Origin of the sequence: Lapillicoccus sp. (genome assembly GCF_036559105.1) — a bacterium.
Lineage (GTDB): Bacteria > Actinomycetota > Actinomycetes > Actinomycetales > Dermatophilaceae > Lapillicoccus.
On the sequence record NZ_DATBTV010000014.1, the window covers coordinates 77202 to 100370 of the forward strand.

General features: G+C 71.6%; 23 protein-coding genes, 1 tRNA gene and 2 pseudogenes. 12 read left to right on the top strand and 14 right to left on the bottom strand.

Annotation, left to right across the window (positions count from 1 at the left end):
- Nucleotides 1-28: 28 nt before the first annotated feature.
- The 3 genes from nhaA to VIG79_RS01575 all read left to right on the top strand — a co-directional run bounded on the left by nhaA (nt 29) and on the right by VIG79_RS01575 (nt 2913).
- A complete protein-coding gene (nhaA, locus tag VIG79_RS01565; protein WP_331881239.1) occupies nt 29-1363 on the top strand; it encodes a Na+/H+ antiporter NhaA in 1335 nt (444 codons plus the stop codon).
- A 79-nt stretch (nt 1364-1442) separates the two neighbouring features.
- Nucleotides 1443-1949, top strand: coding sequence for a phage holin family protein (locus VIG79_RS01570; protein WP_331881241.1), 507 nt, complete (start codon nt 1443-1445; stop codon nt 1947-1949).
- A gap of 52 nt (nt 1950-2001) precedes the next feature.
- Nucleotides 2002-2913 carry an alpha/beta hydrolase gene (locus tag VIG79_RS01575; protein ID WP_331881243.1) on the top strand — a complete coding sequence of 304 codons (912 nt, stop codon included), beginning with the start codon at nt 2002-2004 and terminating at the stop codon, nt 2911-2913.
- Nucleotides 2914-3040: 127 nt separating this feature from the next.
- Here VIG79_RS01575 and VIG79_RS01580 read toward each other — a convergent pair whose 3' ends face one another.
- From VIG79_RS01580 to nth, 3 genes are read right to left on the bottom strand one after another with little or no spacing between them, the layout of a single operon-like run.
- The gene (locus VIG79_RS01580) at nt 3041-4246 is read right to left on the bottom strand and encodes a MarP family serine protease (protein ID WP_331881246.1); all 1206 of its coding nucleotides are present in this window, start codon (nt 4244-4246) and stop codon (nt 3041-3043) included.
- Nucleotides 4243-4968: a CoA pyrophosphatase gene (locus VIG79_RS01585; RefSeq protein ID WP_331881248.1), complete on the bottom strand. Its 726-nt coding sequence runs from the start codon at nt 4966-4968 to the stop codon at nt 4243-4245. Before VIG79_RS01585 ends, VIG79_RS01580 begins: the two co-directional genes overlap by 4 nt.
- A 5-nt stretch (nt 4969-4973) precedes the next feature.
- Nucleotides 4974-5726, bottom strand: coding sequence for an endonuclease III (gene nth, locus VIG79_RS01590; protein WP_331881304.1), 753 nt, complete (start codon nt 5724-5726; stop codon nt 4974-4976).
- Nucleotides 5727-5952: 226 nt separating this feature from the next.
- Between nth and VIG79_RS01595 the strand changes: the two genes are divergently transcribed.
- Nucleotides 5953-6630 (top strand): Crp/Fnr family transcriptional regulator, encoded by a 678-nt coding sequence (locus VIG79_RS01595; RefSeq protein ID WP_331881250.1) that lies wholly within the window; start codon nt 5953-5955, stop codon nt 6628-6630.
- A 35-nt stretch (nt 6631-6665) separates the two neighbouring features.
- On the opposite strand, the gene VIG79_RS01600 is transcribed toward VIG79_RS01595, so the two are convergent.
- The 7 genes from VIG79_RS01600 to VIG79_RS01630 all read right to left on the bottom strand — a co-directional run bounded on the left by VIG79_RS01600 (nt 6666) and on the right by VIG79_RS01630 (nt 13432).
- Nucleotides 6666-7499 carry a hypothetical protein gene (locus tag VIG79_RS01600; RefSeq protein WP_331881252.1) on the bottom strand — a complete coding sequence of 278 codons (834 nt, stop codon included), beginning with the start codon at nt 7497-7499 and terminating at the stop codon, nt 6666-6668.
- 122 nt (nt 7500-7621) lie between these two features.
- On the bottom strand, nt 7622-9643 hold the full coding sequence (locus VIG79_RS01605) for a hypothetical protein (RefSeq protein WP_331881255.1): 2022 nt from the start codon (nt 9641-9643) through the stop codon (nt 7622-7624).
- Between the two features lie 5 nt (nt 9644-9648).
- Nucleotides 9649-11052: a sigma 54-interacting transcriptional regulator gene (locus VIG79_RS01610; protein ID WP_331881257.1), complete on the bottom strand. Its 1404-nt coding sequence runs from the start codon at nt 11050-11052 to the stop codon at nt 9649-9651.
- Nucleotides 11049-11858, bottom strand: a complete 810-nt coding sequence (locus tag VIG79_RS01615) for an MBL fold metallo-hydrolase (RefSeq protein WP_331881259.1) — start codon at nt 11856-11858, stop codon at nt 11049-11051. The genes VIG79_RS01610 and VIG79_RS01615 overlap by 4 nt, the downstream gene beginning before the upstream one ends.
- Nucleotides 11859-11898: 40 nt before the next feature.
- Nucleotides 11899-12777, bottom strand: a complete 879-nt coding sequence (locus tag VIG79_RS01620; protein ID WP_331881261.1) for an NUDIX hydrolase — start codon at nt 12775-12777, stop codon at nt 11899-11901.
- Nucleotides 12778-12792: 15 nt separating this feature from the next.
- Nucleotides 12793-13266 (bottom strand): RidA family protein, encoded by a 474-nt coding sequence (locus VIG79_RS01625; RefSeq protein ID WP_331881263.1) that lies wholly within the window; start codon nt 13264-13266, stop codon nt 12793-12795.
- Between the two features lie 10 nt (nt 13267-13276).
- Nucleotides 13277-13432: a DUF4177 domain-containing protein gene (locus VIG79_RS01630; RefSeq protein ID WP_331881265.1), complete on the bottom strand. Its 156-nt coding sequence runs from the start codon at nt 13430-13432 to the stop codon at nt 13277-13279.
- A gap of 94 nt (nt 13433-13526) precedes the next feature.
- Here VIG79_RS01630 and VIG79_RS01635 point away from each other — a divergent pair, with 94 nt between their 5' ends.
- On the top strand, nt 13527-14087 hold the full coding sequence (locus VIG79_RS01635) for an HdeD family acid-resistance protein (protein ID WP_331881267.1): 561 nt from the start codon (nt 13527-13529) through the stop codon (nt 14085-14087).
- 28 nt (nt 14088-14115) lie between these two features.
- Here VIG79_RS01635 and VIG79_RS19690 read toward each other — a convergent pair whose 3' ends face one another.
- Both VIG79_RS19690 and VIG79_RS19695 read right to left on the bottom strand, forming a co-directional pair.
- On the bottom strand, nt 14116-14625 hold the full coding sequence (locus tag VIG79_RS19690) for a VOC family protein (protein WP_414672562.1): 510 nt from the start codon (nt 14623-14625) through the stop codon (nt 14116-14118).
- Nucleotides 14538-14891, bottom strand: a pseudogene (locus VIG79_RS19695) (VOC family protein); the annotation flags it as partial. The pseudogene VIG79_RS19695 and the gene VIG79_RS19690, both read right to left, overlap by 88 nt.
- On the opposite strand from VIG79_RS19695, the gene VIG79_RS01645 reads away from it, so the two are divergent.
- The 3 genes from VIG79_RS01645 to VIG79_RS01655 are packed head-to-tail and all read left to right on the top strand — an operon-like array spanning nt 14890 to nt 17820.
- Nucleotides 14890-15621, top strand: a complete 732-nt coding sequence (locus VIG79_RS01645) for an alpha/beta hydrolase (RefSeq protein WP_331881272.1) — start codon at nt 14890-14892, stop codon at nt 15619-15621. The pseudogene VIG79_RS19695 and the gene VIG79_RS01645 sit on opposite strands and share 2 nt — an antisense overlap.
- Nucleotides 15622-15631: 10 nt before the next feature.
- Entirely contained in the window at nt 15632-16651 is a 1020-nt protein-coding gene (locus VIG79_RS01650) for an ArsA-related P-loop ATPase (RefSeq protein WP_331881274.1), read from the top strand.
- Nucleotides 16648-17820: an ArsA family ATPase gene (locus tag VIG79_RS01655; RefSeq protein WP_331881276.1), complete on the top strand. Its 1173-nt coding sequence runs from the start codon at nt 16648-16650 to the stop codon at nt 17818-17820. Before VIG79_RS01650 ends, VIG79_RS01655 begins: the two co-directional genes overlap by 4 nt.
- A gap of 38 nt (nt 17821-17858) precedes the next feature.
- Here the strand turns inward: VIG79_RS01655 and VIG79_RS01660 are convergent, their stop codons facing one another.
- Complete coding sequence (locus tag VIG79_RS01660) at nt 17859-18146, bottom strand: WhiB family transcriptional regulator (RefSeq protein ID WP_331881307.1); 288 nt, start codon at nt 18144-18146, stop codon at nt 17859-17861.
- 391 nt (nt 18147-18537) lie between these two features.
- On the opposite strand from VIG79_RS01660, the gene VIG79_RS01665 reads away from it, so the two are divergent.
- The gene (locus tag VIG79_RS01665; RefSeq protein ID WP_331881279.1) at nt 18538-21021 is read left to right on the top strand and encodes a transglycosylase domain-containing protein; all 2484 of its coding nucleotides are present in this window, start codon (nt 18538-18540) and stop codon (nt 21019-21021) included.
- 19 nt (nt 21022-21040) lie between these two features.
- Here the strand turns inward: VIG79_RS01665 and VIG79_RS01670 are convergent, their stop codons facing one another.
- Entirely contained in the window at nt 21041-21496 is a 456-nt protein-coding gene (locus tag VIG79_RS01670; protein WP_331881281.1) for a GatB/YqeY domain-containing protein, read from the bottom strand.
- Between the two features lie 63 nt (nt 21497-21559).
- Here VIG79_RS01670 and VIG79_RS01675 point away from each other — a divergent pair, with 63 nt between their 5' ends.
- The 3 genes and pseudogenes from VIG79_RS01675 to VIG79_RS01685 all read left to right on the top strand — a co-directional run.
- Nucleotides 21560-22492 (top strand): metallophosphoesterase, encoded by a 933-nt coding sequence (locus VIG79_RS01675; RefSeq protein ID WP_331881283.1) that lies wholly within the window; start codon nt 21560-21562, stop codon nt 22490-22492.
- Between the two features lie 119 nt (nt 22493-22611).
- A tRNA-Pro gene (locus VIG79_RS01680) sits at nt 22612-22688 on the top strand.
- 324 nt (nt 22689-23012) lie between these two features.
- Nucleotides 23013-23169, top strand: a pseudogene (locus tag VIG79_RS01685) (IS110 family transposase); the annotation flags it as partial.

Genomic DNA, 23169 nt, shown 5'->3' on the forward strand with positions numbered 1-23169 from the left:
CGGCATCCCCGTCGATAGCCTTCGTGAGGTGACGTCACCCGAGGGGCAGAAGGACCGACCGGTCCACCACCTGCTGGAACGCGGGACGTGGCCTGAGGCGCGCTACGTCGCGTCGGCGCTCCGGGCCGAGACTGTCGGCGGCGCGCTGCTCCTCGGCGCCGCCGTGGTCGCTCTCATCTGGGCGAACACGCCCTGGCAGGACGCCTACGTCGCCCTGCGTGACTACGTCGTCGGCCCGCAGGCCCTCCACCTCGACCTCAGCCTCGGGACGTGGGCCGCCGACGGCCTGCTGGCGCTCTTCTTCCTCGTCGCGGGGATCGAGCTCAAACGCGAGTTCGTGGCCGGAGACCTGTCCGACCGGAGCAAGGCGGCCCTGCCGATCGCGGCCGCGGCGTGCGGTGTCGCGGTGCCCGCCCTGCTCTTCCTGGGCACGGCGTTGCTGGCCGGCGGCGAAGGTGACGTGTTCCGGGGCTGGGCAATTCCGACGGCGACCGACATCGCCTTCGCCCTGGCCGTCCTCGCGGTGATCGCCACTCACCTGCCGTCGGCGCTACGGTCGTTCCTGCTGACCCTGGCGGTGGTCGACGACCTCATTGCGATCACCATCATCGCGATCTTCTACACCAGCGCCATGCACATCCTGTTCCTGCTGCTCGCGATCCTGCCGCTCGCGCTCTGGTGGTGGTTGCTGCGCCGCGGATGGACCAACCCGGCCCTGCTGGCCGTGCCGGCCCTGGTCGCGTGGGGTCTGGTGCACGCGAGCGGCGTCCACGCGACCGTCGCCGGAGTGCTGCTGGGTCTGTTGGTCCCGGTGTCGAAGCGCCAGGAGCACGCCGCCGACCAGCAGAGCCTGGCCGAGCGCATCGAGCACGGCCTGCGACCGTGGTCGGCCGGCCTGGCCGTGCCGGTGTTCGCGTTCTTCGCCGCGGGCGTGACGATCGGGCCCGGTGGCCTGAGCGCGACGTTCGCCGACCCGGCTGCCCTCGGCGTCGTCGTCGGGCTGGTCGTCGGGAAGTGCATCGGCGTGTTCGGCGGCACCTACCTGTTCGCCCGGTTCACCAAGGCGACGCTCGACGAGGACCTCGCGTGGAGCGACGTCTTCGGGCTGTCCCTGCTGGCCGGGGTGGGCTTCACCGTGTCACTGCTCATCGGCGAGCTGGCCTTCGGCCTGGGATCGGAGCGGGACGACCATGTGCGGCTCGGCGTCCTCGTCGGGTCGGTCCTCGCAGCCGTCCTCGCGGCGGTCGTGCTGCGGCTCCGGAACCGGCACTACCGGCAGGTCGAGGCCGCCGAGACGCGCGACGACGACGCCGACGGCGTTCCCGACGTCTACCTGAGGGCCAACCCGACGATAGGCTCTTGAGGGAGAACCTGCGCTCAGCCCAGAGCGGGTCTCAGGACGACTCGCATACGGACGACCTGCCCACGCCCCCGGAGGCTCGATGACCACCGACCATGACGCGACCCGACCGGTGCCGGACGACCTTCGGCACTCGCAGGAACGCACGATCGGGCAGCTCGTCGCCCAGGTGGTCGACGACCTGCGCGCCATCGTCCGCACCGAGATCCAGCTGGCCAAGACCGAGATCACCTCCCAGCTCGGGATCGCCGGAAAAGGCGCCGGGATGCTCGCGACCGCCGGGGTCCTCGCGCTCTATGGACTCGGGCTGTTGTTCATCGCGCTGTCGATGGTCATCGCCATCTGGCTGCCGGTGTGGGCCGGGTTCCTCATCATGGCCGTGGTGCTGTTCATCGTCACCGCTGTCCTGGGCCTGCTCGGACGCAACGCACTCAACCAGGTGAACCCGCGGCCGGACCGAGCGATCGCTCAGGCGCAGGAGACCATGGACGCGGTGCTGGGTTCGGCGTCCGCCGGCGCGGAGCACGCCAAGGCGGTCCCGGCTCCCAACGCCCAGGTCGCGCTCGACCAGCGACCGACGCCGCGTTGAGCCGGGTCGCGACGGTCGCGACCGTCGCGCCGCCGGCGCTCGCGTGACGAGCGTGACGCTCGACGCCGCCTCCGTCCTCCTCGAGGGCCCCTGGAACCACCGGCTCGTCTCCGCGAACGGTGCCCGGTTCCACGTCGCGGAGCTCGGCGACGGGCCGATGGTCCTGCTCATGCACGGGTTCCCGCAGTTCTGGTACACGTGGCGCCACCAGATGGCGGCGATCGCCGACGCCGGCTGGCGGGCGGTCGCGATGGACCTGCGCGGCTACGGCGCGAGCGACAAGCCGCCGCGCGGCTACAGCACCTACACCGGCGCCGAGGACGCGGCGTCCCTCATCCGGTCGCTCGGCGAGGACGACGCCATCGTCGTCGGCCAGGGTCTCGGCGGGTTCATCGCGTGGTCCATGCCCTACCTCCAGCCCGATGTGGTCCGCGCGGTCGGGTCGCTCTCGATGCCGCACCCGCGGGTGATGCGGCGTGCGTCGATGCGCGACCGCCGGCAGCGACAGGCCAGCCGGTACCTCGTCGAGCTGCAGCGGCCGTTCGTCCCCGAGCGCGAGATGACCAAGGACCACGCCTACGTCGAGGAGGTCCTGCGGGCGTGGGCCTCGCCCTTCGGCGACTACCCCACCCCGGAGGACGTGGAGCGCTACGGCAACGCGATGGCGATGCCCTTCGTGGCCCACTCCGCCGCGGAGCACTACCGCTGGTTCGGCCGGTCCCAGCTGCGCCAGGACGGTCCCCTGTTCAACCGGCGCGTCCGCGGGCCGGTCGCCCAGCCGGTGCTCCAGCTGCAGGGCACCGAGGATAGGTGCGTCCTGGCCGACTGCACGGGGGGTTCGGCGGACTACGTCAGCGGCCGGTATGCGTTCCAGCTGGTCGACGGGGCGGGTCACTTCCTCACCGAGGAGGCGCCCGACCGCGTCAGCTCGGCGATCGTCGACTGGCTCGACACCGTCGACTGACGGGAGGTCGGTGCCCACAACCCGGACATGTCCGAGTAGTCGTCGCCGGGTCGCTGAATCGGCCGCAACGCCGCAGACATGTCCGAGCTGTTGTCGGTGAGGTCTGTGAGGTCTGTGAGGTCTGGCGTCAGCCGGTCGAGCAGCCGCCCGTGGAGACCGGCTTGCTCGCCCCGGCCGCCGCGTCGAGGACGGGGCGGGCCTCGTCGAGGGTCAACGCGTACCCGGTCGTCGGGTCGTCCAGCGACTTGGCGAAGACCACCCCGACCACCTCACCGGTGGGCGCGAGCAGCGGGCCGCCGCTGTTGCCGGGCTCGACGCGGGCATACAGGGAGTAGATCTCGCGCGTCACGCCCGGCTGGCCGTAGATATCCGAACCGGTCGCGGTCAGGGTCCGACGGACCCGGGCCGGGTCGAGGCGGTAGGGGCCGTCCAGGGGGAACCCGGCCACCACCGACTCGTCGTTGGGCGACAGCTGACCACCGAGCCGCAGCGGCGGCGCCCTCAGGCCGTCGACCTCGAGCACCGCGAGGTCGCGCTCCGGGTCGAACAGGACGATCTGCGCGGGATACTCCGGTCCGACCCCGCCGACCTGGACCGACGCGTCCCGCATGCCGGCCACGACGTGCGCGTTGGTAACGACCTTGCCGGGCGCGACGACCCACCCGCTGCCTTCCTGCCCGCGCTGGCAGGCCACGGCGACCCCGGTCACGCGCACCACCGACTGGGACGCCTGCTGGACGCCGGCCGTCGCCGCCACACCCGACTCCGGCGGTGCCACCGGCTGGATCGGCTCCGGCGTCAGGCCACCGAAAACCTTCGGGATCCCGTTCTGGTCCAACAGCGACCGGAACCCGGCGAACAGCTGCCCCGCTGCGGGGGGCATCACGCGGTCGATGGTCGCGAGCACCCGGGACTCCCCGATCGCCTTGGCCACCGGCGTCGGCGCGGCCCCGCGCACCGCGCCCGCCACGAACCAGACCAGCAGTGAGACCGCGAGGACCGTGGCCAGTCCGCCGAGGAACGCGTCCACGGCCTGGCCGGAACGCCCGCGAACCTGCGCGCGCAGCCGGTTCCCGACCGGCACCGCGATCGCCTGCCCGACGGTCGCGCAGAGGAAGACGAGGAACACGAGCACGAGCACCCGGACGACCTCGTTGGAGGTGACCCACTCGACGTTGGCCAGCAGGGACGGGAGCAGCCACATCCCGAGCGCGCCGCCGCCGAGGAACCCGACGAGGGACAGCGTGCTCACGAGGATCCCCTGCCGGTACCCCGTCACGGCGTAGAGCACGAGCATGAGGACCAGCAGGACGTCCAGGACGGTCCCGCTCACGAACGCCCCCGCGTGAAGCGTTCGGGCAGCGGGACCTCACGGGCCTCGTCCCAGGACCGGTCCAGCTCGGCGAGCTCGAGCGCCTTGGTGACGACGCCGGCCGTGAACCCCCACAGCAGCAGGTCGTCGCCGAGCTGGAACGCCGGTCCCCGGTACCCCGAGGGGTGCGTGACGGTATGCCTCACCGCGGGGTCGGTGAGGAAGGCCAGCGGTGCCTGGAGCACCTGGGCGACCTCGTCGGGGTCGCCAACGGAGACCGGTCCCGGCATGCCCCACCAGCCGACGACGGTCGTCACCACGAACCCGCTCGGCGGGAGGTAGAGCGGCGGCAGGACGCCGACCACCTCGACACCGGACGCGTCGAGGTTGACCTCCTCCGAGGCCTCACGCAGGGCGGTCTGGACAGCGTCGGCGTCGCCGGGTTCGGTGGCACCGCCAGGCAACGCGACCTGGCCGGGATGGGAACGCATGCCGTGAGAACGTTCGATGAGCAGTAACGACTCCGCGCCGTCGAGATCGGGACCGAACAGCAACAACACCGCCGACTCCCGGCCTCCGCCGTCCGGTGGGAGGAACCGGCTGAACCAGCTCGGGTCCGTGGTCTCCGCGTTGCGCAGCAGCCGGGTGAGCCAGGCCGGCGGAGCGGACGCGGGACTCCCGGGCGGCGACGCGAGCGGGTGAAGCGTCTCCCCCGGGCCGGCGAGGGACGGCATACGGGACATGCAGGTCAGTCGTCCTTCACGGCGGAGGCGGCCACCGGCTGGCGGCGAGGCTTCCGGAGGGGCGCGGGGAGCGGTCCGGGAGGCGGCACGGGCAGCAGCGCCCCGGGCTTGAGCTCGTAGGCCAGCAGCGTCACCGCCTGGTCGCGGTCGGTCGGGCCGGTGCCGTAGCTGGGGCACCATGCGGCGACCGGGCAGGCGCCACACGCGGGCTTCTTGGCGTGGCAGGTACGGCGGCCATGGAAGATGAGGACGTGGCTGAGCATCGTCCAGTCACGTCGCGGGAAGGTCCCCCCGACCAGGTGCTCGACCTTGACCGGGTCGGTCTCGTCCGTCCAGCCGAACCGGCGGACCAGGCGCCCGACGTGCGTGTCGACCGTGATGCCCGGCACGCCGAACGCGTTGCCCAGCACGACGTTCGCGGTCTTGCGGCCGACACCGGGCAGCGTCACGAGGTCCGCCAGGCGGCCCGGCACCTCCCCGTCGAACCGCTCCACCAGCGCGCCGCCGAGCTTGATCAGCGCGTCGGACTTGTTCCGGAAGAAGCCGGTCGACTGGATCATCGTCTCCAGCTCGGTCCGGTCGGCCCCGGCGTAGGCAGCGGCGTCGGGGTACCGCGCGAAGACGTGCGGCGTCACCATGTTCACCCGCTGGTCGGTCGTCTGGGCCGAGAGGATCGTCGCGACGAGCAGCTCGAGGGGGTTCGTGAAGTCGAGCTCGCAGTGGGCGTAGGGGTACCGCTCGTGAAGGGCGCGGTACATCCGCCGGGCCCGACGGGTCCGTGCGACCGGGCTCTCGTCCGGGACGACGGACGCGAGGAGCGTCTCATGGGCGGCAGACACCAGAGCAGACTAAGTCACCCCACGAAGTCCTCCGCTTCGCTCCGGTTCTTCGCGGGGACCCCGAACACATCCCGCGACTGTCAGGGCCGTCCCCGGGGCGAGACGACGACGGGGCGCAAACCGACCGTTCTGGCACACTGTGCCCGTGGACCACGAGGTTGTGCGCCAGGCGCCGCTCTTCGCGGCCCTGGACAGCGAGGATGCCGAGGCACTGCTGGCCCAGATGACCCCCGCCCGCATGGAGCGCGGCGACATCCTCTTCCGCGAGGGCGAGGTGGGCGACTCTTTGTACGTCATCGGCGAGGGCAAGATCAAGCTCGGCCGGTCCAGCTCCGACGGCCGCGAGAACCTCGTCGCGATCCTCGGGCCCGGCGAGATGTTCGGCGAGCTGAGCCTGTTCGACCCGGGGCCCCGGACCATGACGGCCACGGCGGTCGCCGAGACCCAGCTGCTGGGACTCGGCAACGACTCCCTCACCGGTCTGCTGACGGGGCGCCCCGAGGTGGCCAAGGCGCTGCTCGCGGCCCTCGCGCAGCGGCTCCGCCGCACCAACGAGCACCTCGCGGACCTCGTCTTCACCGACGTGCCGGGCCGCGTGGCCAAGGCCCTGCTCGATCTCGCCGAGCGGTTCGGCCGCCCGGTCGAGGAGGGCGTCATGGTGAGCCACGACCTCACCCAGGAGGAGCTGGCGCAGCTGGTCGGCGCGTCCCGCGAGACGGTGAACAAGGCGCTCGCCGACTTCGCCGGCCGCGGCTGGCTCAAGCTCGAGGCGCGAGCGGTGCTGCTGCTCGACGTCGACCGGTTGCGCCGCCGCGCTCGCTAGGGCCTCTGGCGGCTCGCGAAACCCGTGCTGTCCGCTCAGGCGGTGCCGGAGCTGCCGTAGACGGTCACGTGGACGTGGTCGTAGTGGTTCGCGGTCGCCGAGCCGCGGTTGGACATGGACCGCCAACCCTCACCGGACCGCTGGACCGTCCAGATGTGCTGGGACCAGATGACCTCGCTGACGCCGAGCGCCTTGGCGTTGGCCCGGACGTAGTTGGCGATGGCCTGTCCCACCGAGCTGTTCGGGATCATGATGTCGAGGGCCTGCCCGCTGCTGTGCTCGCCGCCGCTGCCGGCACGCCCGCCCCAGCCGGACACGCCGGCGAACAGCGCGCAGACGGCGCGGTGTACGCGGATGGCGTCCTTGGTGATGCCGGCCTCGACGGCGGAACCGGAGGCACAGGCCGCCTGTGAGACCCCAGCGGGGGCCGCGGCCCCCTGGGGCGACGGCGACGCGGTCGGTTTTGGGGTAGCCGTGGCGGTCGGTGCCGGAGCCGGTGCCGGAGCGGGCGGCGGGGCCGGGACGGGCACGGCGGCTGTCGGGTTGATCCGGGTCTGCGGGTGCGCCGGCGCTTCCGGTCCGAGAGCCCCGGTCGGCAGCAGCTCGGCGCGGCCAGACCGGCTGGCCCGATCGGACAGGCGCATCGAGAGAGCGGCGGCGTCCATCTCGGCAGCGTCGGCGACACCGATCCGAGCGGCCGCCGGGGTGGCCACGCCGTCCGGAAGCCGGGCCGGGCCGAGCGTGACGACGCCGGCGCCGACCACGAGAGCCAGGCCGGCGACCGACCGGAGGCCGACCGTCCGCCACGGTAGCGAACGCCCGGAAAGCGCGGGCGGCAACGACGTCCCGCGGTGGCGTCCGGAGGCCACGCGGCCCGTCGAGCGGTCAGGTGGAGTCGCAGACATTGCTGACCACCGAACCACAGAGCGGCCGAAAAGTCACATTCAGGTCACGGCCTCGTACGCCCGTACGAGACCGTGTCCTGCGCCCGTCAGGCGGAGCGGCGCCCTCCCGCACGGGCGCGGAGGTAGTCGGCGACGACGTACTCCCCGAGCCGGCCGACGTCGGGGGTGAAGACGCGTCCGCCGTTGCGCCGCGCGACCGAGTCGACGAACCGGGCCAGACCCGGGTCGTCGCCGAGGAGGAAGAAGTTCAGCGCGACCCCGTAGCGGGTCAGCGCGTCGACCTCGCCGACCGTCGCCCGCACGGTGGCGGGGGTCGTCGGCCACTGGAACACCGGCAGGCCGTCCGCCTCCAAGTGAGCCGTCGGCTCACCGTCGGTGACGACGAGGACCACCGGCTCGGCGTCGGGGTGCCGACGCACGTGGCGGCCGGCCAGGAGCAGGGCGTGGTGGAGGTTGGTCCCCTGGATCCACTCCGGCTCGACCTCGGCCAGCTGCATCGGGGTCAGCGGTCGGGCGGTCCGGTCGAACCCGATGATCTGGAGGGCGTCCTGGCGGAACCGGCTCTGGATGAGGTGCGACAGCGCGAGCGCCGTCTGCTTCATCGGGCCCCAGCGGCCCTCCTGGATCATCGAGAACGAGAGGTCCACGAGCAGGGCGACCGCGGCACCGGTGCGACGCGTCGTCTCGGCCACCTCGAAGTCCTCGACCTCGAGCCGGATGCCGCGCTCCTCAGCACTGCGAGGCATACCCGTACCCGCCCGGCGCAGCACCGCGTTCTGGACCGTCCGGACCGCGTCCAGTGGGCGCTCGTCGCCGAACTCCCAGGGCAGGAACGAGCCGGTCCGCTCGTCGGCGCCGCCGGACCGCGGGTCGACGTGGGAGCCGGACGCGTCGGCGTCGAGGTGCTGGAAGATCCGCCGCAACGCCGTCTCCCCCAACCGCCGAAGCGCCTTGGGGGTCAACGACATCCCGTCGTTGTCGGAGCGGAGGTAGCCCTGTCGCTCCAGCTCACGCTCGAGCTCTCGCAGCGCCTCGAAGTCGCGCACCGACGACCCGGGCAGCTGCCGCTCCAGGGTGTCCACGTCGACGTCGTCCAACCCGCTGCCGAGCGCGGACGCCCGGGACAGCTGGTTCTCCAGCGCCTCTAGGTCGGCGAGGTCGGCCACGGCGCCGACCGCGTCGCCCATGCCGAGCGACTCGTTGCCGTCGATGTCGGCCGGCTGGCGGCCGCGGAACATCCCCGGGCGCAGCGACCGGAGCGAGTCGGCCAGCTGGCTCATCTCCATCTCGAGGCCCATGTCCTGCATAGCCTGCTGCATGAGGCCGGCCAGCTCCTCGCGTTGCTCACGGGACAGCGAGCGCATCATCCGCTCAGCGGCGGCCTGACGCCGGGCGAGCGCGTCGATGAGCTCGTCGACGTCCTGGGGGTTCTCCGGGAAGAACTCGCCGTGCTTCTCCATGAACTGCTTGAAGTCCTCGGACGTGTCCTCGCCGCGAGCGTGCTTGGCTAGCAACGCGTTGAGGTCGGCCATCATCTCCCGGACCGCCTCCATGGCGGCCGGGTTCTGACCCGAGAGGGCCTCCTTCATCCCGGCGAACTGCGCGTCGAGGACCTCCTTGCGCAGCAGGTCGAGCACGTTCTGCCAGTGCTGCTGGCCCTCGGCGCTGCGCCACTGGTAGTCGTTGAGCTCCCGGACCTGGCCGGCGGTGTCGTCGGGCAGCGTGTCGAGCGACATCTCGGCGAGCCGGGCGTCGTCGCCGTCGCGGCCGGCGAGGAACTCCCGCTCCGCGGAGAGTGCCTGGTCGAGCTCCTCCCGGACCTGGTCGAGGGTTCCGGCCAGGTTGCCGCGCCGCTCGACCTCACGCCGCCGGCGGGCCAGCTCCCGACGCAGCTCGTCGAGGCCTGAGCGGTCGCCGACACCGCGGCGCATCAGCCGCTCCATCGCCTCGCGCAGCGACGAGCCCTCCATGACGTCGCGGCCGATCTCGTCGACCGCCGCGCGTACGTCGAACGGCGGAGCCAGCGGGTCGGCCCCGCCGGCCCACGAGCCGTAGCGGTAACGGCCCGAGCGGTGCCGACCGCTCGAACCCGACCCAGCACCAGGCATACCCGTCAGCTCCCGTAGATCGTCTGGCCGCCGGCCTGGACCTTGGAGAGTCGTCTCGTCAGGTGTAGGCCCTCGAGGACGAACTCGACCGCGGCGGCCACCTGACCGGGCGAGACCGAGTCCTCGCCGACGCCGAGCCGGGCCAGGATCGCGGCGAGACCTGGGGTGGCGCCGAGCTGCGAGAGCAGCGTCGTGGCCGGCACGAGGTCGCCGGTCTCCACGACCGACCCGTCCTCGAAGTGCGCCGTCACGCCGGACAGGTCCGTCCCCGCCACCCGCTCGCGGAACGTGGCCGCCGTGGCCAGCCGCAGCAGGTGGCCGATGACCTCGAGCTCGCGGCCCTCCTCGCCCATCTCGAACTCGACCTTGCCGCGCAGCGTCGGCAGCACGTCGGCGAGGTCGCCGATCCGGGCGACCGCGTCGTCCTCACCGGTCAGCGCCGCACGTCGCAGCGCGGACGCCGACGTGGCCTCGGCCGCCGCGATGGCGAACCGGGCCGAGACGCCCGAGCGCTGGTCGACCGAGGACGAGGTCCGCAGCTCCATGACCAGCCGGGCGATCACCTCGAGCAGGTGCGCCGGCACGGCCGCGACGAGGCCGGCCTCCTGCGAGATGAGCGAGACCTCCTCGTCCACGTCGTCGAGGTAGTGGGTCCGGACCTCGGCCCCGAACCGGTCCTTCAGCGGCGTGATGATGCGGCCGCGGTTGGTGTAGTCCTCGGGGTTCGCGGAGGCGACCACCAGGACGTCCAACGGGAGCCGCACCGCATACCCACGGACCTGGATGTCGCGCTCCTCCAGCACGTTGAACAGCGCGACCTGGATCCGCTCGGCGAGGTCGGGCAGCTCGTTGATCGCGAACACGCCGCGGTGCGCTCGGGGCAGCAGCCCGTAGTGGATCGTCTCGGGGTCGCCGAGCGTGCGGCCCTCGGCGACCTTGGTCGGGTCGACGTCGCCGACAAGGTCGCCGACGCTGGTGTCAGGAGTCGCGAGCTTCTCGGTGTAGCGGTCGTCGCGGTGCCGCCACTCGATCGGCACGTCGTCACCGTCGTTCTCGGAAGCGGCGACCAGCGTGCGGCAGCGCTGGCAGATCGGTGCCAGCGGCTCGTCGTGGATCTCACAGCCGGCGATGTACGGCGACCACTCGTCGAGCAGCCCGCCGATGGTCCGCATCAGCCGCGTCTTGCCCTGGCCGCGCTCCCCGAGCAGGACCATGTCGTGTCCGGCCAGCAGCGCCCGCTGGACGTCGGGCAGGACGCTGTCGTCGAACCCGACGATGCCGGGGAAGGGGTTCTCCCCCGCTCGGAGGAGGCGGACGAGGTTCGCGCGGATCTCGGCCTTGACGGTGCGCGGCTCGTGTCCGGAGGCGCGCAGCTGCCCGATGGTGGCGGGCTCAGGGTGGTGGGTCACTCATTCACGTTACGTCCGCCGTCCGGGGACCGGTACCGCAGGTAGTCCAGCTGGGCCCGGACGCTCAGCTCGGCGTACGGCCAGACCTCCCTCGGCACGTCCGCGTAGACCCGCTCGACGACCTGCCGCGGCTCGGTGTCCCCGGCCGCCAGGGCGGCCCGGACCTCGTCGAGCCGCTCCGCCCGGTGGTCGAGGTAGAACCGGACGGTTTCCTTGGCGTCCGGCACGAGCGGGCCGTGTCCAGGGAGGATCCGCGTCGCCGCTCCGGACGCCGCCAGCCGCTCGATCCGCTCCAACGACGTGAGGTACGCGGCCAGCTCGCCGTCCGGCCACGCCACCACCGTGGTCCCCCGGCCGAGGACGGTGTCGCCGGTCAGCAGTGCGGACTCGGCCGGCAGCAGGAACGAGACCGAGTCGCCGGTATGCCCCGGGGTCATGACGACGGTGACCTCCAGGCCGCCCACCCGCACCGTCTCCCCGTCGGTCAGGTCGTCGTGACCGGTCCCGATCGCGCGGACCAGCGCCGCCGTCTGTGCCGCGAAGTGCTCGGCCGCCTCCGCGTGGTCCTGGTGGTGGTGGGTGAGCAGGGTCAGGGCCACCCGCGCGCCCCGCTCCTCGACGAACCTCAGCACCGTCTCGAGGTGCCCGAGGTCCAGAGGACCAGGGTCGACGACGACGGCCTCGGTGGAGCCGGGTTCGAGCAGGACCCACGTGTTCGTGCCGTCGAGCGTCATGGGGCCGGGGTTCGGGGCGAGGACGCAGTACGCGCGTTCGCTCACCGCCCCGGACTGCCAGCCGTCAGCCATCCGGCCACCGTAGCCACCCCATGCGCTCCAGGGGATCGGTCTACGGCAGGTCGGCCCGGATCATCGGCTGGCCGGCCACCTCGACGATCTGGGGGACGACCGCCCGGGACGGCTTCGCGGTGGCGACGAGCTCGGCCGCGCTCGTCGCCTCCAGGACGCGCTCGACCGACACCACGGTGGGCGGCAGCAGGATCGCCTCGCCCATCGCGTATGCGGCGAGCAGCTCGGCCGGGTCGGTCCAGTCGGCGTGGTCGGCCTCGGAGGTGTCGTCGTCCGGGATCTGGCCGTCGGGCAGGAGCGCGGCGAAGAAGAACGTGTCGTAGCGCCTCGGCTCGAAGTCCGGGGTCACCCAACGGCCCTGCGGCGAGAGCAGGTCCGAGCGCAGCACGAGTCCGCGGCGCAGGAGCAGCTCGGCGAACGACTGCTCCTTGGAGAGCAGCGCGGCGCGTTCGACGTCCCACTCCGGGTCGCGCAGGTCGGCGACCACCGTCTCCGACGACGGCCCGGCGAGCAGCACCCCGCACTCCTCGAACACCTCGCGCACGGCCGCGCAGACCAGCGCCCGGGCCAGCCCTTCCTCGCACCCCATCAGCGCGGCCCACTCCCGCGGCTGTGGGCCGGCCCACGGCAGGTCGTGCGCGTCGTCGCGTGGGTCCACGCCGCCGCCGGGGAACACCCATGTCCGCGGCGCGAACGCCATGGTGGCCACCCGGCGCAGCATGAACACCTCGACGCCCGCAACGTCGTCCTGGCCGTCACCGCCCGACCCGTCACGGCCCGACCCGTCACGGCCCGACCCGTCACGCACGAGCATCACCGTCGCCGCATACCGAGGCTCGACGGGCTCGCTCCGTCGTCCGGCCAGCCACTCGGCCGCCTGCGGCCCGAGGACCCCGGGTGCGAAGTCGCGAACCGCCATGCCGACCCGTCCTGGTCAGTCGGCGACGGCGACGACGATCTCCACCTCGACCGGCGCGTCGAGCGGCAGCGCCGCCACGCCGACCGCCGACCGCGCGTGGACGCCGGCGTCGCCGAACGCCTTCCCCAGCAGCTCGCTGGCGCCGTTGATGACGCCGGGCTGACCCGTGAACGACGGGTCCGACGCGACGAAGCCGACCACCTTGACGACCCGAGTGACCTGGTCGAGGTCGCCGATCACCGACTTGACGGCGGCGATGGCGTTGAGCGCGCAGACCTGCGCGAGCGCCTTGGCGTCGCCTGCGGGGACCAGTCCGTGGCCGTCGCCGACCTTGCCGGTCTGCGGGAGGTCGCCGGACACCATCGGCAGCTGACCGGAGGTGAAGACGAGGTTGCCCTCGCGGAGGGCGGGGACGTAGGCCCCGGCGGGGGTTGCGACGTCCGGGACGCTGAGCCCCATCTCGGCCAGCCGGTCCTCGACAGCACTCATCGCGGCGACCTCAGGCCTTCGGTCGCTTGAGGTAGGCCACGAGACCGTTGCCGTCCGGGCCGGTGACCACCTGCACGAGCTCCCACCCGTCCTCGCCCCAGTTGTCGAGGATCTGCTTGGTCGCGTGGATCATCAGCGGAACCGTGGCGTACTCCCACTTCGTCATGTCGTCACTGTAGGGGGCGCATCGGCGCCACGACACGCGGCCGTTTCCCCCGGAGTACGAGCCCTTACGGCCCTCGTGCTGCCACGATCATCCCGTGGAGAAGAACTGGCTGGACCGCAACTGGGTGATGCTCCTCGTCCTGGGGATCGTCGCCATCGTCTTCGGCATCATGGCGATCGTCTGGCCGGATGTCACCGCCGTCGCGTTCACGGTGCTGTGGGGATGCTGGGCGCTCCTCGCCGGACTCGTCTACATCGCCGGGGCGTTCACCCAGGACGCCCGCGGCAGGGGCTGGCTCATCGTCTTCGGCGCCGTCTCGATCCTCGCCGGCCTGCTCGCGGTGGTCCACCCGTTCGACGTGGCAGTCGTCCTCACCTGGATCCTCGGCGTCTGGTTCATCATCGGAGCGATCTTCCAGGCGTTCGGGGCCTTCTCGAGCACGCGCACCCGCCCGCGGTGGATGCTGCTCGTCGCTGCGGCCCTGTCCTTGCTGATCGGGATCCTGTTCGTGGCCCGTCCGGGCGTCGGCGTGCTGTCCATCGTCATCTGGATCGCCATCCTCGCGATCCTCTGGGGCATCGTGCTCGTCATCGCCGCGTTCATGGCCCGCAGCATGGGCAAGGAGCTCGACGCCGCATCGCCCCAACCGGCCTGACCGGTGCCCCCAGTCCGCTCGGCTCGGATCAGGGCAGCGTGCCCGACACGGGGCTGCGCTGCGTGACGCAGTAGGCGCGGCCGCTCGGGTCGAGCAGGGTGGTCCAGTTCACGGTGCTCCGAACGACCCGTCCGCCCAGCTCGACGTGCCACGCGACCTCGGCCTCGCGGTCGTCGCTGGCGAGGTCGAGTTCTTCCGCACCGGGCCGTCCTCGTCGTCGATGCGTTGCAACAGCACCCGCAGGGGCTGGCCCGGTGGCGGCAGGATCCGGTCGAACTGCGGGGTGAGACCCCGCACCCGAGGCCACGACGTGAGCCGGGACCAGAACTGTGCCTCCTCGTCGAACGACTCCCGCGGGATGTCCAGACAGACCTGGTCCACGAGACTCGCGCCACCCGGCCAGGCGACCGGTCCAGGGCGCTGCCCGCTGCGGTGCGGGACGACGCAGAAGACCAGACGGCCGGGCGACCGCCCCACGACGTAGCCCTGCCCGGTGTGGTCCATCTCGACCCCGAGTGCCTGCGCCTGCTCGACCAATGCGTCCATGTCGTCGGTGTGGACGTCGAGGTGCATCCCGCCCGCAGGCGGCGTGTCGACCACCTGGACCCGCACCGGGCCGTCCCGGTCCGCCGGCTCCAGTCTCGCGAACTCGCCGTCCTCCCCTCGCCGAGGTGACAGCGGCCAGCCCGTGACGGCGACCCAGTACGCCTCGGTCGCGGCCGCCTCCGGAGCCGCGGTGTCGAGGAACGCCGTGAGCCAGGCGACCGCCACGGACGCACCGTACTCATGGCAGGGTCCCCTCATGCCCGACGTCGCGCCTCCGAGCCGCACCACCGCATACGGGATCGACCCCGACCAGGTCTACGACGTGCGGGAACCGACCGGCGACCCCACCGGGACGACCGTGGTGGTCGTCCACGGCGGCTTCTGGAAGCCCGAGTGGGACCGCGCCCACGCGGCGCCGCAGGCCCAGGCCTTAGCCGACGCGGGGCACCACGTCGCCGTGGTCGAGTACCGACGGACCGGTATGCGTGGGGGCGGCTGGCCCGGCACGTTCGCCGACGTCTCGGCCGCGGTCGACGCGGTCCTGGCCGACCCAGCCCTGCCGGACCGCCTCGTCCTCGTGGGCCACTCGGCCGGAGGTCACCTCGTCACGCTCGCCGCGACCCGTCCCGAGGCGCGGTCGCTGGCCGGCGTCGTGGCCCTGGGCGGCTGCGTCGACCTCGCGTTGACGCGGGACCTCGGGCTGGGCGACGGAGCGGCGGCGCGGTTCATGGCCGACGCCGACGCGGCGGCCTGGACCGCCGCCGATCCCGCCGCGCACGCCCCTCTCGCTCCGGTGGTTCTGGTCCACGGCGACGCCGACGACGCCGTGCCACCGTCGGTATCGGTGAGCTACTACCAGCGGCAGGGACCGGACCACCGGCCGGAGCTGCTCCGGCTGCCCGACGTCGGCCACATGGAGGTCATCGACCCGGCCGAGCCCGCCTTCCGGGTGGTCCTCGATGCGGTAGCCCGGTTGGCCGCGTCGTAGGGTCACCCGCATGTCCGCGCGCACCTCGTCCGGCGTGCGGCTGCACATCGTGACCGGCAAGGGTGGCACCGGAAAGACCACCGTCGCCGCGGCGATGGCCATGGCACTCGCGTCCGGCGGCCACCGGGTCCTGCTCGTCGAGGTCGAGGGCCGCCAGGGCATCAGCCAGACCTTCGATGTCCCGCCCCTGGCCACGGAGGAGATCCGCGTCGCGGGGGCCTCGGGTGGCGGCGAGGTCTGGGGCCTGTCGGTCGACGCCAAGGCCGCCCTCATCGAGTACCTCCAGATCTTCTACAAGCTCGGCCGGGCCGGCGGGGTGCTGGAGCGGTTCGGCGCGGTCGACTTCGCGACGACGATCGCGCCCGGCGTACGCGACGTGCTCCTCACCGGCAAGATCTACGAGGCGAACCGGCGCCGAGCGGCCGGCCACCACTCCCGCCACGACACGTCCCCGGCCTATGACGCGATCGTCCTCGACGCCCCGCCGACCGGCCGAGTGGTCCGCTTCCTCTCGGTGAACGAGGAGGTCTCCGGCCTGGCCAAGGTCGGCCCGATCCGGTCGCAGGCCGACGCGATCACCCAGATGCTGACCTCGCCGCAGACCGCCGTCCACGTCGTCACCCTGCTGGAGGAGATGCCGGTCCAGGAGACGGTCGACGCCGTGGCCGACCTGCGCGCCGCCCGGCTGCCGATCGGGGACGTCGTCATCAACCAGGTCCGGGATCCGCTGCTGCGGCCCCGGGAGCTGGCCTCGGCGGCGAAGGGCACGATCAGCCGGCCCAAGGTCCGCGCCGGCCTGGAAGCGGCCGGGCTGCAGGTGACCGACGCCCTCGTCGAGGGGTTGCTCGCCGAGGCGCACGACCACGCGCTCCGAGTGGCCCAGGAGACCGAGCAGCTCGCGCTGCTGCACCAGCTCGAGCGGCCGCTGTTCCGGCTGCCGACCAACCCGGACGGCGTCGACTCGTCGACCGTCCGTGAGTTCGCCGACCTGCTCACCGAGCGCGGGTGGACCGGCGAGGTGACCGGATGAGCACGCGCGCTACCCCACGAGCCCCGCGACTCGACGTCGACAGGCTGCTGGCCGACCGGCATACCGACATCGTCGTGTGCTGCGGCTCGGGCGGGGTCGGCAAGACCACCACGGCGGCGGCTCTCGGACTGCGCGCGGCGGAGCAGGGGCGCAAGGTCGTCGTCCTCACCATCGACCCGGCCCGGCGACTCGCCCAGTCGATGGGCCTGACCGAGCTCGACAACACCCCGCGGCCGGTGCACGACATCGACACGACGGCCGGCGGCTCGCTCGACGCGATGATGCTCGACATGAAGCGGACCTTCGACGAGGTCGTCGTGGCGCACTCGACCCCTGAGAAGGCCGAGCAGATCCTCGCGAACCCCTTCTACCAGGCCGTGTCCAGCTCGTTCGCGGGCACGCAGGAGTACATGGCCATGGAGAAGCTCGGGCAGCTCCACCAGGAGGTCCGGGCGAACGGCGACGAGGGAGCCCCGCGGTGGGACCTCATCGTGGTCGACACGCCGCCGTCACGGTCCGCGCTGGACTTCCTCGACGCCCCGAAACGACTGGGCTCGTTCCTCGACGGCCGGTTCATCCGCCTCATGACCGCGCCCGCCAAGGCGGGCGGCCGGGCCGGGCTGCGGGTCTTCAACGTCGGGATCGGACTCGTCACCTCGACCCTGTCCCGGGTCCTCGGCGGCGAGATGCTTCGCGACGTCCAGACCTTCATCGGGGCCCTCGACACGATGTTCGGGGGCTTCCGGCAGCGGGCCGACGAGACGTACGCGCTGCTGGCCCAGCATTCGACAGCCTTCCTCGTCGTCGCCGCGCCCGAGCGGGACGCCCTCCGGGAGGCCTCCTACTTCATCGCCCGGCTCGAGACGGAGCGGATGCCGATCACCGGCCTCGTCCTCAACCGCGTACAGCAGGTGCAGGCTCCCGGGCTGAGCGCGGCGCGGGCGCGGGCGGCCGCGGAGGACCGGGCCGACGAGGGCGACCACCTCACCGCCGCGCTGTTGGCCCTGCACGCGGACGTCGCGGGCGCGGCCGACCGGCAACGCAAGCTGGCCCGACGGTTCTCGGTCGGGCATCCGGGTACGCCGGTGGCGGAGGTACCGGCCCTCGCCGAGGACGTTCACGACGTCGAGGGTCTCCGACGGGTCGGCGAGGCGCTCGCCGCCGGATAGCTGGGTCGCTGGGTCGCTACCGAGCCGCTGTCGAACCGCTAGGACGCGGTGGAGACCTGGACCTGGTCGGTGCGAGCCGTCTGGAACAGGCCCCACCACGAGGTCACGTTGGGGTGGCGGCGCAGCATGGCGCGGCGCTCGCGTTCGGTCATGCCTCCCCAGACACCGAACTCGGTCCGGTTGTCGAGGGCGTCGGCCAGGCACTCGGCGATGACCGGGCACTTCTGACAGACGATCTTGGCGTTCTGCTGCGCCGCCCCGCGCACGAAGAGGGCGTCAGGGTCGTTGCTCACGCATCGTCCCTGGCCCGCCCAGTCCGCCTGCAGCCCCCCGGCTGTACGCGTCTTGGCACTACCGGTGTCCCCGGTCGGCCTGCTGTCGATGATGGTCACTGTGTTCCCGCTCCCGCTTACCCGTGTATTGATCGAAGACACGAGTCGGAAGCCGGTGATACACGTCCGAAAGTGCCGAAACCGACACTAGGAACGGCAGCGTTGTGCAACCATCGCCCACGCGGATGGTTTGTCGGCGCCGATTGGACTAGTTCGGTCGGGCTAGACATGGCCCGTTGGGGTGAACGGGCGGCGGCGATTCGGCTATGTCGGGCCACTGAGGACGCACAGACCTCGCACACGAGGCGCTCAGGCCGCAGCCTAGGCTGTCCCACCACTCCGCCGATGACCGTTCTGGGTGCTTGGTCGGGTTAGCCTTGGTCGCGTGAAGGCAGGCCGGACGACCAACATCGCGAGCATCATCCCCCTGTTGGGAGCGTTCGTGGGTGCCGCTGTCGTCATGGGCCTGCTCGGTGCCGGGCTGATCATGCCGACCGTCGGGGCGGCAGGAGCGGTCACGCGGACGGGCGTCGACATGTTCGACGCGCTGCCCAGCGAGTTCTCCGCGGCCACGTTGTCCCAGCAGTCGAAGATCCTCGACGCCAAGGGCAACGTCATCGCCACCCCGCACGACGAGAACCGGATCATCGTCCCGCTGGACCAGGTCGCGCCGGTCATGCAGAAGGCGCAGATCGCCATCGAGGACAGCCGGTTCTACGAGCACGGCGGCGTCGACGTGCGTGGTGTCGTCCGCGCACTGGTCTCGAACGCGTCCGGGGCGGTCAACACCTCGGGTGGGTCCACCCTGACGCAGCAGTACGTCAAGCTGACCCTGCTGGACACGGCCCTCAAAGCCGGCGACACGCAGGCCGCGCAGGCCGCGGTCACCCAGCGGGGCCTCGCCGGTGTCACCCGCAAGCTCCAGGAGCTGAAGTACTCGATCCAGCTCGAGAAGGAGCAGACGAAGGACCAGATCCTTCAGGGCTACCTCAACATCGTCTACTACGGCGACCAGGCCTACGGCGTGGAGGCGGCGGCTCGCCACTACTTCAACAAGAGCGCCAAGGATCTCAGCCTCCCGGAGGCGGCTCTCATCGCGGGCTTGGCACAGAACCCCGGCACGACGGACCCGGTGAACAACCCCGAGCGAGCCATCGCCCGGCGCAACGTGGTGCTCGACCGGATGCACGAGCTCGGGCTCATCACCGACAAGGAGTCGACCGACGCTAAGGCGGTCACCTTCGACCGCAGCAAGATCACCCAGGCGCCGACGGCCTGCCAGGCGGCCGGGGAGAACGGGTACTTCTGCGACTACGTCATCAAGTGGCTGGAGCTCGACCCCTCCCTCGACCAGGCGCTCGGCAAGTCGCTCGAAGAGCGCAAGGCCAAGATCTTCGGCGGTGGGCTGACCATCCAGACGACGTTCGACCCCGACCTGGCCGCGTTCAGCAAGCAACAACTGCTGGCCCGAGTTCCTCAGGGGAACTCATACCAGATCGGTGCCGCCTCAGCGACGATCGACCCCAAGACCGGCGCGGTCAAGGCGTTCGCCCAGAACACCTCGTACGCGATCAACAACGCCGCCTGGGACCAGACCGCGGTCAACTGGGCGGTGGACCAGAAGTACGGCGGCTCGAAGGGGTTCGGGTTCGGGTCGACCGAGAAGGCGTTCACCCTGGTCACGGCCCTGGAGGCCGGCCTGCCGATCAACACCAGCGTCAACGCGAAGCAGGCCGGTCCCACCCAGGCGGCGAGCTACACCAACGCCGACCTGCCCGACGCCTGCGGCGTACCCAAGGGTGCACCCGCGTGGAACGTCCGCAACGACGAGACCGCCGGCGGTCAGATGACGATCACCCAGGCTACCGCCCGGTCGATCAACACGGCGTTCATCGCGTTGGCGGGCCAAGTCGGAGTCTGCAAGGTCCAGGAGACGGAGACCCGGATGGGCCTGCACCGCGCCGACGGCAACCCGATCTCCAAGGTCGGTCCGTCGGGAATCATCCTCGGGACCCAGGAGGTCTCGCCGATGACCGTCGCGAGTGCCTACGGGTCGCTCGCCAACAACGGCGTCCACTGCACGCCCATCCCCCTGCAGGCCATCACCGGGCCGGACGGCAAGGAGCTGCCGATCGTCAAGCCGGGAACCTCGAACTGCACGCCGGTGGTGGTTCCTGACGTTGCGAACGGCGTGGCCAGCATCATGTCGTCGGTGCTCACGGGTGACGGTACCGCCAAGGCCAGCGCGCTGGACGGCGGGCGCCCCGCAGCGGGCAAGACGGGCACCACCGACGGCAACAAGCAGACCTGGTTCGTCGGCTACACGCCGCAGCTGACCACGGCGGTCTGGGTGGGGCAGCCGGTCACCCAGAAACTCGTCCTCGACAACATCCGCCTCGCGGGTACGACCTACCGGACGGTCTTCGGGGCCAGCATCGCCGCACCCACGTGGAAGGCGATCATGGACCGGGCCCTGGCCGGGCAGCCCGCCAATGGTTTTGCCGCCCCGTCCGACACGGTTTCCAACGGCGACAAGGTCGACTTCGGCTCGGTTGCTGGTCAGACGGTCGCCAACGCGACGAACGCGCTGCAGGCCCAGGGCTTCACCGTCACGGTGGGTCGCCGCGTCAACTCCAACTACCGACCGGGCCTCGTCGCCTACACCAACCCACAGGGCACGGCCAACCGCGGTAGTCAGATCACGCTGTACATCTCGGCGGGTCCAGCACCGCAACCCCAGCCCCAGCCACAGCCACAACCCCAGCAGCCCCAACCGCCGGCCACTCCGCCGCCGGCCGGTGTCGGCAACAACGGCAACGGGAACGGGAACGGAAATGGCAACGGGAACGGCGGGGGCGGACCCGGCTAGCTCTCGGGTCGGCGGCTCGTCAGCCGGCCAGCACCTTCCGGACGACGGCGGCCACCCGGCCGCCGTCGGCGCGTCCGGCCACGCGCGGCTGGACGGCCTTCATGACCATGCCCATCTGCGGCATACCCGTCGCTCCGGTCTCGGTGACCGCCTCCGCGACGAGTGCCTCGATCTCCTCGTCGGCCAGCTGAGCCGGCAGGTAGGTCTCGATGATCGCGAGCTCCGCGTCCTCCTTGGCGGCCAGCTCCGGCCGCCCGGCGCCGGTGTAGGCGGTCGACGCCTCGCGCCGTTTCTTGGCCTCCTTGGCGATCACCGTGAGGACGTCGTCGTCGCTGAGCTCGCGCGCCTCGGTGCCCGCGACCTCCTCGGTCGTCACCGACGTCAGGACCATCCGCAAGGTGCCCGCTCGCACCGCGTCGCGGCCGCGGATCGCGTCGGTGAGGTCGGAGCGCAGGGTGTCCTTGAGGCGGCTCATGCCGTGAGTCTCTCAGGCGTCGCGGGGCACGGGCGGTCCGCGGGCTCATGCGAGGATCGAGGTATGCATCCCGTCGCTCGCGCTGCGTCCGTCGTGGGTGCGGTAGGCGCCCTCGGACTCGGCTATGCGTCCCTCGTGGAGCGCAACGCGTATGCCTTGCGCCGCGTCACGGTGCCGGTGCTCCCGGCCCGCCACCGGCCGCTGAGGGTGGTCCACGTCAGCGACCTGCACCTCATGCCCGGACAGCGCCGAAAGGCTGCCTGGGTGGCCGCGTTGGCCGAGCTGCGGCCCGACCTCGTCGTCAACACCGGCGACAACATCTCGCACGCGGATGCCATCCCGGTCGCGCTGGAGGCGTTCTCGGCCTTCGAGGGCGTACCCGGCGTGTTCGTCATGGGGTCGAACGACTACTTCGTCCCCCAGCCGAAGAACCCGTTCCTCTATCTGCTGCCGCCGCGAGCGCCGGGGCCGTCCCGGTCGCCTCGGCTGCCGACCGAGGACCTCGTCAAGGGGATGCTCGACCTCGGCTGGACCGACCTCACCAACACTCGCGCGACGCTTGCGGTCGCTGGGTCGCCGGTCGAGTTCGTCGGGGTCGACGACCCACATCTCAAGTACGACCGCTACGGCCTGGTCGAGGGGCCGTTCTCACCGGAGGCCGAACTGCGCGTGGGCGTCACCCACGCGCCCTACCAGCGCATCCTCGACGCCATGACCCGCGACGGCGCCGAGCTGGTCATCGCCGGCCACACCCACGGCGGTCAGCTGTGCCTTCCCGGGTATGGCGCGCTGGTCACCAACTGCGACCTCGACCGCAGCCGCGCCAAGGGGCTGTCCCGGTGGTGGCCCGGTGCCGGACGCTCGCTGGGCTCCCCACCGCCACCGGAGGCCGCCTGGCTCGAGGTGTCGGCGGGCCTCGGAACCTCTCCGTATGCGCCGGTGCGGTTCGCCTGCCGGCCGGAGGCGACCCTGCTGACGTTGGTTCCGGCGTCCTGAGGTCGGCCGCGGGCCGGTCGCGGCGGCGAACCGATTTCAGCCGGTCGGCTCCGCTCGGCTATCCTCACTCTTCGCTGCCTCAAGCCGGTTCGCCAGGTCGGAACAGGGGCGGTAAGCCACGGGGTGTGGCGCAGCTTGGTAGCGCGCTTCGTTCGGGACGAAGAGGCCGCAGGTTCAAATCCTGTCACCCCGACCAACGTTTATGCGGGTCAGCAGCGCGGCGCCGCCTTCGGTGTCGCATCGTGGTTCTTAAAGATTGGGTCGCGGGTGGCTGTTGCGGGGGTGTGCCACGGCGGATGCTCGTTGGGTCCGTCGTGGTCGACCGCGAATGCTCTGTGGTGCCGTTGAGCCTGTAGGTCAGCATGGTGGTGGAGGGCTTCCACGGGAACCGTGGATTGGTGCCTCGAGCCCGAGCGTCAGACGTCTTCGAATCTCCCGGCCCTCCCGCGACGGACAACTCGTCGATCCGCGTGGATCCGCCTGGATCCGCGTGGATCCGCGTGGAGAGGAGAACAACCTCATGGAAGTGGTTCATGCCCGCTGTGCCGGGCTGGATGTGTCGAAGAAGGACGCCAAGGTCTGTGTCCGGGTCGCTGGTGCCGGGCGCCGCAAGACCGTCGAGACGGTCACGACCGGTCACGACCTGGTCCTCGATGACCAGTCAGGTCCTCGCTGCG

Bases quoted from the DNA above. Each gene is read 5' to 3' on its own strand.
- VIG79_RS01585 (WP_331881248.1), bottom strand. From the start codon at position 4,968: ATGTCCCGTATGCCGTCCCTCGCCGGCCCGGGGGAGACGCTTCACCCG.
- nth (WP_331881304.1), bottom strand. From the start codon at position 5,726: ATGTACCGCGCCCTTCACGAGCGGTACCCCTACGCCCACTGCGAGCTC.
- VIG79_RS01620 (WP_331881261.1), bottom strand. From the start codon at position 12,777: ATGGCGGTTCGCGACTTCGCACCCGGGGTCCTCGGGCCGCAGGCGGCC.
- VIG79_RS01675 (WP_331881283.1), top strand. From the start codon at position 21,560: ATGCATCCCGTCGCTCGCGCTGCGTCCGTCGTGGGTGCGGTAGGCGCC.
- VIG79_RS01615 (WP_331881259.1), bottom strand. From the start codon at position 11,858: ATGGCTGACGGCTGGCAGTCCGGGGCGGTGAGCGAACGCGCGTACTGC.
- VIG79_RS01645 (WP_331881272.1), top strand. From the start codon at position 14,890: ATGCCCGACGTCGCGCCTCCGAGCCGCACCACCGCATACGGGATCGAC.
- VIG79_RS01670 (WP_331881281.1), bottom strand. From the start codon at position 21,496: ATGAGCCGCCTCAAGGACACCCTGCGCTCCGACCTCACCGACGCGATC.
- VIG79_RS01570 (WP_331881241.1), top strand. From the start codon at position 1,443: ATGACCACCGACCATGACGCGACCCGACCGGTGCCGGACGACCTTCGG.
- VIG79_RS01605 (WP_331881255.1), bottom strand. From the start codon at position 9,643: ATGCCTGGTGCTGGGTCGGGTTCGAGCGGTCGGCACCGCTCGGGCCGT.
- VIG79_RS01630 (WP_331881265.1), bottom strand. From the start codon at position 13,432: ATGACGAAGTGGGAGTACGCCACGGTTCCGCTGATGATCCACGCGACC.
- VIG79_RS01655 (WP_331881276.1), top strand. From the start codon at position 16,648: ATGAGCACGCGCGCTACCCCACGAGCCCCGCGACTCGACGTCGACAGG.
- VIG79_RS01650 (WP_331881274.1), top strand. From the start codon at position 15,632: ATGTCCGCGCGCACCTCGTCCGGCGTGCGGCTGCACATCGTGACCGGC.
- VIG79_RS01625 (WP_331881263.1), bottom strand. From the start codon at position 13,266: ATGAGTGCTGTCGAGGACCGGCTGGCCGAGATGGGGCTCAGCGTCCCG.